Genomic DNA, 3,759 nt, shown 5'->3' with positions numbered 1-3,759 from the left:
TCGAGCGGCGCATGCCCAGCGCCACATACGATTCCGGGCCGACGCCGTTGACCTTGAGCCAGCGCGCCAGTTGGTGCACCCGGCGGGCGAACTCGGCGTAGGACAGACTCGTCCCCTCGAACGTCACCGCGGGACTGTCCGGAGTGCGCGCGACCTGCGCCTCGAACAGCGAGACCAGGGTCGCCGCCGGCAACGGATGCTTGGTGTCGTTCCAATCTACCAGCACCCGACGGGATTCATCGCTAGAAAGAATCTTCAGATCCCAAATCGGCAAATCTGCGCGCGCAGCAAGAAACGCCTTGAAATAATTTAGAAAGCGCGAATGCTGCATTCGCGCCTCATCCTTGGTGTAGAGGTTGGGGTTGGTCTCGAAGTCGATGCGATACCGGACGCCACCTTCGGACTGATACAAGTTGACAGCGAGATCCGGAACGTTACCGGTGGAAAGTATCCTTACCTTACCCACAGCCTGTCCGAGAATCAGACGGTCGTGGATCAGCATGATGTTCACAGACGGACCGAATAGTTCGGTTCGAACAGCGCCGACCGCCGTGTCGCGGCGGATGTCCTCGTGTCGGTACCGCTGGTGACGCAGCGCGCCGACGACCTCAACTTGGACCTGCTTGAGGAGCCCCGACACCGTCGTGTCGTGGCCCACGTGCAGCCGCAGCGGCACGATGTTCGACGACACGCCGCCCGAGCGGCGCATCGCCGCGGTGGTGCGCGCGGTCACCGGCAGGCTGAGAATGACGTCCTCGACGCCGTTCCACTGCGCCAGATACGCGGCGAAACCGGCCAGCAGCAGACCGGCGGGCGAGGAATCGTGCCGCGCGACCGCCGCGTCCAGCAGAGTGTTCTGCTCCTCCGACAGCGCGGCGCTCACGATGCCGTTGATCGCCGCGCGCGGCGCGGAACCCCTCGCCAGGCTGGTGCCTTCCTCCAGCCCCGCCACCCGCCCGACCCAGTATTCCTTGTCGGCGACGAAGCGGGAGCTTTCCCGGTAGGCGATCTCCTGCCCGTAGATGGTATGCAGGTCGGTAGCCCTGGACGGGGTAACATCAGCGCCCTGCAGCAGCGCGGTGTAGATCTCCGCAAACCGCTTCAGCCAGGTCATCGCGCCGAAGCCGTCAAGCACAATGTGATGCACCCGCGTATACCAATACCAGTGTCGGTCCGCGAGTTGCAGGACCACACTCATTATCAGGCGGTCGTTAACCATGTACAGCGGACGGCTGTACTCGGCACGCATCCAGGCGGCAGCCGCGGCTGACGGGTCATCCTCGGCCCGCAGATCGACGTAGCCGATATCGTCGGAATCCGGAATCGAGTAGTCGACGTACTGGAGCGGTTCACCGTCACGTTCGATGATCCGCAGGAAGCCCGAGCCGAACTCGCGCGAGGCAATGATGCTGGCTTCCCGCAGCACTGGCCGATCAATATCGCCGTCTACGTCCACGTACTGCGCGATACTGATCGGAACTTGCGGATCCATATGCTGCGCGAACCAAATACCCAGTTGAGCAGGTGACAACGGGAAGGCGCCGGACAGGCTGGGTTCTACCCCAGAATCAGCGTCTAGCCGTTCGCCACCAGCTACGCTGTTTCCGCCGAAATCCAGCCGATCCAACTTCAATCCTCATTCTATATCATACCATCGGATGAACCATCCCGGCTTTCCCGGCATTCATGCCCTTAATTCGACGGACCACTGTTTCGAGTTCCGCGCTCGACTGTCGAACCGACACATTTGAGCTCACAAGGCGTCACCCCAGGAGCTCGGCCACTTCTCGTCATGCCATCGCCGATATCTCATTTACCGGCTAAATCCCCGCCGCAACCTTGTGAGCCTTCGCCGACCCCGGATGATGTAGTGTCCGGCACATCGGGTCAGTGCAATCTGCGTTCAGCTACCACGGCTCCTGTAGGGCAACTTATTCAGCCGCAGAACAGCATCCCTGACGCCATTCGGGGCATGGAATTGCATACCCGCAATTCAGGGGAATACGAATTATCCCCTTCCTACTCTGCTCCTATTTGCCCCACGGGCAGATTCATCTTCGGATTCAGCCAACTCGCAACAGCCCACCAATCCGCTGCAGTCATTCGAGCGTCCACTGGTCCCAATGACTCGTCGTACTCAATATGCAGACTTCGACAACGATCCGTTATCGGCGGCAGCTCTTCCCTGCAGACCTTGCAATGCATAGCCATAAAATATCGTCGCCTCCGGCCAATATTATCGGGCGAGTGTTATGCAGCTTTGCCATCACCTTCCGGCCAATAGTGTCTGTGAGTGCGACATTCACGCGCATCCAGGGAAGCGGTCGAGCCACGTACGTAGCCCCTTCCATCGTGACGATGCGAGTGTGGAGTGCGGATAGGTCAACAGGGCTGCATAGTGCCACAATCGAATTAGTTTCGTCGGCTGGCAGGGTGTCGGCGACAATCCACCGCAGCCTGGCCAATCCAGGGGCGGCCGCGGCGGCCAACGCACCGAGGATCGTCGTGCTGGTGAGTACTACCGACACCTTGGCGTCGGTCATAGCCTGCCGCAATGCCGCAGGTCAAAGACGAATTCGTGCGACCGCCGCCACGGCATCGGGACCGGTGCGATACCTGCGGTGAGACATCCGATAACTCCGGTGATGAAGCCAGTCCGGCCGGACACAGCAGCAGAGCGCGCCCATGGCGTGACCGGCGGCGGTCAGGTCGGCTGGCTCGCCGCGTTCATGGTAGGTCAGTTCGGTGACGGGACCATCGACCTGACCGGTCTCGAGATGTCGATAGGCCGCAATCTTCCGGTTGGATTGGGCATGTGCACGGAAGGGGCCAGGTCGAGTACGAACGTTCCATTCCTCAATTACGACTTGGAGATTCGGCGGGTGATTCGAACGACCAACGCGATCGAGTCGATCAATGCGCGATAGTCGGAATGCCCAGCTTTCCGCAGCTTTTCCGATCCACCCGGTTTCGGAATCCGCCGCTGCCGCACCGGGACCGACCGAAACGACCCGCCCTTCAACGACAACCGCATATGCTCCAGGAACCCATCGACACCGAAGCCGTGCTCGACATCGTCGGTGGTGACACCATCGATGCCAGGCGAGTTACGGCCCCGGTTGCCCGCGAGCCGGTGGAACGCCACTCGCAGCGTCGCCGGGTCGTGCACGAGATTGAACACATCATCGAACGGGCGACCGGGGTCGGCCACCGCCCAACGGTGCAGCTTGTCCTGCATCTCCGATACCCGCTGCCACGGCCCCTTCGGATCCGCGCAGCCGGCGCAGCCGTTCGGCGGCGCGTCTTTGGCAGCGTTGTCACCACATGCTTCGCCCCTTCCCATGGAACCGCGTAAACCATTGCGCGACAGCAGGCTAAGGAACTTTCGTGACCGGAATTGGTAGCCCCCCTGCATGATTGCGCCGGCCCGGCGCCCGCATCGCGATGGCATTGCTCGAAGCGTCGACCGCCGGCGAGGCCTTCATACGCGAGTCGATCTCTAGCCGGCAATTCTGTCGGAATAGCAGTCCTTGATCGCGCACAGATACAGCTCGCCCTCGCACCGCTTGGGTGCTTAGTGATATCGATGAGCCATCGCTGGTCCGGCGCGGTCGCGTGAACTCGCGCTGGACGAGGTCGTCATGAACCGACGGTCCGGCCTTAGTACCAAGGCCGCGCAGTTTGGGTTCCTGCCCGGTTGTCAACCGGGCAGGATATGGATGCTGATCTGGGTTTTGTAGGTGTTGCGGTCGATGTCGC

1 protein-coding gene and 1 pseudogene are annotated in these 3,759 nt (G+C 61.4%); both read right to left on the bottom strand.

Annotated elements, in window-relative coordinates; translation table 11 throughout:
• Positions 1-1,627, bottom strand: a 1,627-nt coding sequence (locus tag AB0L97_RS38500) for a condensation domain-containing protein (RefSeq protein ID WP_364439981.1), incomplete at its 3' end; no start/stop codon positions are given.
• A gap of 1,671 nt (positions 1,628-3,298) precedes the next feature.
• A pseudogene (locus AB0L97_RS38495) lies at positions 3,299-3,683 on the bottom strand (DDE-type integrase/transposase/recombinase); the annotation flags it as partial.
• Positions 3,684-3,759 lie beyond the last annotated feature (76 nt).

The organism is Nocardia sp. NPDC051911 (assembly GCF_040681035.1).
Taxonomy (GTDB): Bacteria; Actinomycetota; Actinomycetes; order Mycobacteriales; family Mycobacteriaceae; genus Nocardia; species Nocardia sichangensis.
This window is presented reverse-complemented; position numbering and strand designations above follow the sequence as displayed.